The sequence below is a fragment of the Acinetobacter sp. UBA2581 genome (assembly GCF_002339435.1).
Classification (GTDB): domain Bacteria; phylum Pseudomonadota; class Gammaproteobacteria; order Pseudomonadales; family Moraxellaceae; genus Acinetobacter; species Acinetobacter variabilis.
The window spans coordinates 1-5,487 of the sequence record NZ_DDLD01000061.1; the positions used below are offsets into that span (position 1 = coordinate 1).

Sequence of the window (5,487 nt, forward strand, 5' to 3'; positions counted from 1 at the left end):
TTAAACTTCCTTTCTAAAACCTAACTTAACTATTTCATGCTAAGTTACTGTTTTATCAGAAGTTTTAATCTTCATCACTGCCGATGGATGTGCATTATAGACCAATCCCAAACAAGCGCAACCCCTATTTTTAAGAAAATACTTCAGTTGATTATTATTTCTACAAAAATGCCGATTTTCCCTATTTTTTGAGCATTAAAGGTACAGGATTGGCCAATGTACTTAATAATTTCTCTTTTTTATCATGTTCCTGAAAGCGCAAGGAGCGGCAATCTATATATTCACAATAGCCCCCTTCTCCATACTCAGTCTTGCCATTAATTCTGACTTCGTAATTAAAGCTTCCAACATAACCCGCAGCCAGACCAAATTTGAAATCCCCCCGGCTTTGTCCCTGCAACCAGATCTGTGTTCCTTTGCCATCTTCATAGCACCATTCAAACTCACGCGGTAGATACATCTTTTGCCCATTTGGGGTAGTCACACTCGGATAAACCCGATGCACCTTGAAATAAACTTTTTGATCGAACATTTGACTGGTCATATTTTTCAGGTCACGCAGATAAATTCGTGACTGCACAATGCTGTTCAGACTATCCCGAATTTGTGCCAGCAATAATTGTCGTCCTTCACTCAGGTTAATAATCTGATAAGTCAGAAAGGCTAAAGGCAAATAGGGAAAATTAAAGCTTCGTGCAAATTCAAAACTACCTAAGCTCTCAATAAGATATTTCTGATCTTTATAATGTAAGGTACCCTGACAATAACATAGCAAAGACCAATGATCAGCCAGTGCAAAGCGCATTTGGGTGAAGTGTGAAATCAGATTGGTCGTATGGATGCTGAGATCAAAGCTCAGTTCAGAATCAAAACGCTGTAAACGAAAATGCGGAAAGTTGCCTGTCAGTTTTTCACGATCCAGAAACTGAAACAGGCCATACTGAAACTTGCAATCCTTTTTGATTGAATAGCAATTTAATTGTCCTGCCATATGCGGACTGGTACTACAGATTACTGTGGCTGTATCCAGTGCATTGGTTTGAATAGCACTCGGGTTTGCCAACATCGGTGCATTAGGCTGACCGATGATACTCAAAAAGTTAAGATAATGAAGTGGCGCAGGTAGATCAGGAAGTGTCAAACCTTGATGAATAATTTTATATTTCTGGTTTGGCCCATGATAGGCAAGATTATGCGGGGAAACAGCAGGAGTCTGATTCAGCTGTTTCGAACGATCTAGAAAATCTTGAAGAAACTGCATCTCAAACTCCTTATTTTTATATTGTTATAAGGTACTCTGTCTTTTTGCCATAAATGTTGTAAGGAAACCAGACAAGGCATAGATGACAGAGATCACGAGAATCCCTACCGGAATATTATAAGTCATCGCTGCAAAGATAAACACTGCGATTGGCAACACGAAAAACGGTACCCGTCTACGCTCTACAGTTTTAAATGAATAATATTTGATATTGGAAATCATCAATAAGCCCACGATTACAATAATCGCAGCATTAATGATTTGTACAGTAAAGTCACGAATATCAAACACAGCCGGGAAATCCAATCCCACCCAAACCAGTGAAATAATAATGACGGCTGCTAATGGACTCGCAACGCCAATAAAATAACGTTTATCCACTACGCCAATCTGAACGTTAAAGCGTGCCAGACGGAAAGCCGCACAAGCGGTATAGACAAAACAAGCCGCCAGCCCGATACGACCTAAATCACTTAATCCCCAGCTATACATGAGAATGGCTGGCGCTACACCGAAGGCCAGCATATCGGATAGTGAGTCAAACTGTTCACCGAATGGACTTTGTGCCCCAATTGCACGTGCCACACGACCATCGAGACCATCAAACAAAGCCGCCAAGAAAATCGCATAAATAGCTTGCTGAAACTCGCCATTCATGCTGGCAATAATCGAGTAAAAGCCTGATAACAACGCAGCGGTTGTAATCAGATTAGGCCACAGATAGATACCTCGACGCTTAACTCTTTGCCCTTCCTGGGTATGCTCTACCTCTTCCACCTCGAAGGTGATGCCATCAAATGGCAAATCTTTAGAAGATTCGTGTTCCGGCTTATTTGTACTTGTCATTCTTGTCGATCCTAACTATGACCCGATCTTTAAAATATTATTCGCCTACTAACCAACGAACTGCAGCATGACCGCCATTTTCCTGCATACGCAAATGCGGGAATAACCATTGCAGCGCTTCGTCTGCATCTTCAGAGAACTTCCAAGGTGGGTTAATCACCAGTAAACCACAACCATTTAAACCCACCGGCGTATCATCTGGCCATACACAGATTTCACATACCAACTGACGGCGAATCCCGGTCTTGAACATTTTCTTCTCGAAACGCTCAATCATGGCACGGTCTTTAATTGGGTACCAAACTGCAAATACGCCTGTCGGCCATTTTTTATAAGCAGCAACCAGTAATTCAACCAATTGAGGGAAGTCTTTACGCTCCAGCTCATAAGGCGGATCGATCATGACCAGACCACGTTTTTCTTTCGGTGGAATGACTGCGAGTAAGCCTTCATATGCATCACGCTCATGCAGACCGGCACGTTTATCGAAAATGTTATGACGTAGCTGCTGAAACACATCACGCTGCATTTCAAAAATGGTGGCCTTGTCAATTTCACGCATGCCTTCCAGCGCAAACCAGGGTGAACCCGGATATGCACCTTTACCAAAGTTTTCACGCATTTTCTCAACAATTTTTAAATATTGTTGTACACCTTCTGGTGCATTACGCTTGACCGAATCATCCAGCTTGATCAGGCGATGAATACCGTTCAGGAATTCCCCTGACTTTTGTGCTTCAGAGGTGGATAAATCATATTTACCTGCACCACCATGTGTATCCACATAGCGATATGGTTTATCTTTTGCATTGAGTCGAGTCAATAATTGAAGCAGCAATACATGCTTCATGACATCGGCAAAGTTGCCAGCATGGTAATGGTGACGGTAATTCATGTTTCATTAATTCCTAATATCAACCGCTATTTTAACATGAAAAATAGTTTCGTTCAGACCCGATTCTTACATAGAATAGCGCGACCCCAATTTACCCTTCTAGGTGAGTTTCTATGGAAGCAGTTCAACTCCCGGCAACCTGGCCAGTTGATCAGATTCTTGATGATCTAGATCAGTATGGTTTTAGCATGATCGACAATGCTTATACCCCATCCTATGTTGAACAGCTGATTGCTGAATGTACCAGCAATCTGGAACGCTTTCGTGATGCAGCCATTCAGAATGGCGTAGTTAGCAATATCCGCAGTGATCACATTCTCTGGCTCAATGAAGATCTGGAAATTTCTAACCAGCATGTGCAAACCTTACAGGCCTTAGGTCATGAGCTGAACCGCGCTTTCTTCCTCGGCATTAAAGATGTGGAAGCCCATTTTGCCTGCTATAACGCAGGTGAGTTCTATGCCCTGCATCGCGATAATCCTCAAGGCAAGAATGGTCGGATGATTTCTGCGGTTTATTATTTACATGATGATTGGCAAGATAACTGGGGCGGCGAACTACATTTGCAGGATAAAAATGATCAATGGCATATTATCCAGCCTAAGCCAAACCGTATTGCCTTCTTCCAAAGTGATTTAATGCATGAAGTTTTAAAAGCCAAACACCAGCGTTTATCAATCACTGCCTGGCTAAGAAGTGATACCCATTTGCTCTAATCTTTTTTCCACGCTTTAAATTTCAATTTTCAACCTCATATAGCAATCATTGAGATATGAGGACTGCGTTCATGCGACCAACCCCTAAAGAGATCATTGCACGCATTGGTGAAACAGATCAGCTATTTTTAAATGGCAATACGCCTGAGTTGGCGCTTGAACGAGCTGATCTTCGTCTGCAACTGGTGACTATCAGTCAGTTACGTCAAGAGCAGGTGCATTTCCTGCAAGAAGCGATCGTTCTGCTGGAGCAAGGCCGGATTGAATTTGAAGAAATGCCACTTGATTTGTATATCAATCTGTCTTTGCATCTGGCCAAAGCCTATATGATCTACTTTGAGCTGACCAAAGAAGATCGTTATGCGCTCATTACCCAGCAGATTCTAAAACCGATGACCAATTATGAGCATGCGGATATTTATTTCTTCTTGGCTTATGCATCTGCCAGTAAGAAAGAGCCTGCCATGACTCGTCACTGGCTAAATAAATACAGTAAAACAGCTCATTTTGACCATGAACTGGTAGGCCAGCATCCGGCATTTGATGAATATCGTCAACTGGAATGGTTTATTCAGATTCTGCGTAGCCGTATGCATTAGAACAACGAAATCTATTCTTATAAAAAATGCCTCACATTGATGAGGCATTTTTTATGAATTAATTTAATTTACTCAAGCCAGACGGCGTCGATCTGCATCCAGATGCAATTGCTGATTCAGTTCATCAATCCAGATTGCCCAATCATCATCTTGTACCAGATGACTAATTAGCAACGAACGCTGCGCCTTATTCCAGAAAGGTGCTTCATGCAATGACATATGGGCAGGTAGCTGATGAGTACGCACATAAAGCTCGATGGCCGCCGGGCTGTTAGCTAGGCCGAGTTGAGAAAATAACATTTCTAAGGATGGTTGGTTCTTCCCGAGCATATGCCCTCCTTATATCAGATATATTGTAGTTATTTATAGGACTAACTTATAAGATAAGATAAAAAAAACCTAGTCAAAGGACTAGGTTTTGTTGTGTCTTTTTGTATAAAGAAACTTTAATTGCTTTCAGGGCCTTCTTTATCACTTTCAACATGTAAAAGCTGGTTCAGTTTATCAATGATTACGATCCATTCATCATCCTGATGCCAGTGTTCGCGAAGAAAAGCGCTTTGCCCCTCATTCCAGAAATCTGCATCCGGCAAAATCACTTCTGATGGTAGCTGATGATTTTTAGTAAACTCATCAATTGATGCTTCATCAGCAGGCAAGCCTAATTGCTCAAATAATAATTCTAAAGTCACTTGCTGTTCTAATACCATTCGCTCACTCCATCATAAAAATAATCAGTTCATTGATTTGAAAATATTATTGATGCTTAGAAGAAGGCAGATCACAAGAACCACTTCCTTCTGCCTCAATATGCAATTGCTCATTGAGTACATCTACAAAAATTGCCCAGTCATCATCTTCTTTCCAGTGGCCAATCAGAAAATCATGTTGGTTTTTGGTCCAGAAAGGAGCTTTATGTAAGGGGACATCCATCCCAATCTGATGGGTTTTAATAAATTCATCGATTGCTTCCTGGCTTGAATCCAAGCCGAGTTGTTCAAAAAAAAGTTCCATGGTAGGTCGCTGCTCTAACATCTCAGTACCTCCTCTTTTGTTGATGATTCTTCTTATTAAACTAGATGAGCTACTCGCAAAGTTCAGTTGTCCCTCTTTCACAAGATGTTATTTTTTGTTCTTTAAATTTTGTAGATGTCTTGTCCTGAAATAGAT

Annotated in this window: 8 protein-coding genes; 2 read left to right on the top strand and 6 right to left on the bottom strand. The window is 41.3% G+C overall.

The window, feature by feature from the left end; translation table 11 throughout:
* Window positions 1–181 precede the first annotated feature (181 nt).
* From B3Q46_RS07315 to B3Q46_RS07325, 3 genes are read right to left on the bottom strand one after another with little or no spacing between them, the layout of a single operon-like run.
* Window positions 182–1,261, bottom strand: coding sequence for a DUF6670 family protein (locus B3Q46_RS07315; RefSeq protein WP_286714060.1), 1,080 nt, complete (start codon window positions 1,259–1,261; stop codon window positions 182–184).
* Window positions 1,262–1,285: 24 nt separating this feature from the next.
* The gene (gene pssA, locus B3Q46_RS07320) at window positions 1,286–2,107 is read right to left on the bottom strand and encodes a CDP-diacylglycerol--serine O-phosphatidyltransferase (protein WP_005233819.1); all 822 of its coding nucleotides are present in this window, start codon (window positions 2,105–2,107) and stop codon (window positions 1,286–1,288) included.
* Window positions 2,108–2,144: 37 nt separating this feature from the next.
* On the bottom strand, window positions 2,145–3,002 hold the full coding sequence (locus tag B3Q46_RS07325) for a 23S rRNA (adenine(2030)-N(6))-methyltransferase RlmJ (protein ID WP_004786802.1): 858 nt from the start codon (window positions 3,000–3,002) through the stop codon (window positions 2,145–2,147).
* Window positions 3,003–3,115: 113 nt separating this feature from the next.
* On the opposite strand from B3Q46_RS07325, the gene B3Q46_RS07330 reads away from it, so the two are divergent.
* Together B3Q46_RS07330 and B3Q46_RS07335 are read left to right on the top strand one after the other, a co-directional pair.
* Window positions 3,116–3,718, top strand: coding sequence for a 2OG-Fe(II) oxygenase (locus tag B3Q46_RS07330; RefSeq protein WP_175966084.1), 603 nt, complete (start codon window positions 3,116–3,118; stop codon window positions 3,716–3,718).
* 71 nt (window positions 3,719–3,789) lie between these two features.
* A complete protein-coding gene (locus tag B3Q46_RS07335) occupies window positions 3,790–4,317 on the top strand; it encodes a hypothetical protein (protein WP_005233815.1) in 528 nt (175 codons plus the stop codon).
* Between the two features lie 72 nt (window positions 4,318–4,389).
* Here B3Q46_RS07335 and B3Q46_RS07340 read toward each other — a convergent pair whose 3' ends face one another.
* The 3 genes from B3Q46_RS07340 to B3Q46_RS07350 all read right to left on the bottom strand — a co-directional run bounded on the left by B3Q46_RS07340 (window position 4,390) and on the right by B3Q46_RS07350 (window position 5,352).
* A complete protein-coding gene (locus B3Q46_RS07340; protein ID WP_004786809.1) occupies window positions 4,390–4,647 on the bottom strand; it encodes a DUF2789 family protein in 258 nt (85 codons plus the stop codon).
* Window positions 4,648–4,763: 116 nt separating this feature from the next.
* Window positions 4,764–5,027 carry a DUF2789 family protein gene (locus B3Q46_RS07345; RefSeq protein WP_099338244.1) on the bottom strand — a complete coding sequence of 88 codons (264 nt, stop codon included), beginning with the start codon at window positions 5,025–5,027 and terminating at the stop codon, window positions 4,764–4,766.
* A 46-nt stretch (window positions 5,028–5,073) separates the two neighbouring features.
* Entirely contained in the window at window positions 5,074–5,352 is a 279-nt protein-coding gene (locus B3Q46_RS07350) for a DUF2789 family protein (protein WP_286714061.1), read from the bottom strand.
* Window positions 5,353–5,487 lie beyond the last annotated feature (135 nt).

Excerpts from the sequence above, each read along its gene's own strand:
- B3Q46_RS07315 (WP_286714060.1), bottom strand. The coding sequence starts at position 1,261 with ATGCAGTTTCTTCAAGATTTTCTAGATCGTTCGAAACAGCTGAATCAG.
- B3Q46_RS07350 (WP_286714061.1), bottom strand. The coding sequence starts at position 5,352 with ATGTTAGAGCAGCGACCTACCATGGAACTTTTTTTTGAACAACTCGGC.
- B3Q46_RS07330 (WP_175966084.1), top strand. The coding sequence starts at position 3,116 with ATGGAAGCAGTTCAACTCCCGGCAACCTGGCCAGTTGATCAGATTCTT.
- pssA (WP_005233819.1), bottom strand. The coding sequence starts at position 2,107 with ATGACAAGTACAAATAAGCCGGAACACGAATCTTCTAAAGATTTGCCA.
- B3Q46_RS07340 (WP_004786809.1), bottom strand. The coding sequence starts at position 4,647 with ATGCTCGGGAAGAACCAACCATCCTTAGAAATGTTATTTTCTCAACTC.
- B3Q46_RS07345 (WP_099338244.1), bottom strand. The coding sequence starts at position 5,027 with ATGGTATTAGAACAGCAAGTGACTTTAGAATTATTATTTGAGCAATTA.
- B3Q46_RS07335 (WP_005233815.1), top strand. The coding sequence starts at position 3,790 with ATGCGACCAACCCCTAAAGAGATCATTGCACGCATTGGTGAAACAGAT.
- B3Q46_RS07325 (WP_004786802.1), bottom strand. The coding sequence starts at position 3,002 with ATGAATTACCGTCACCATTACCATGCTGGCAACTTTGCCGATGTCATG.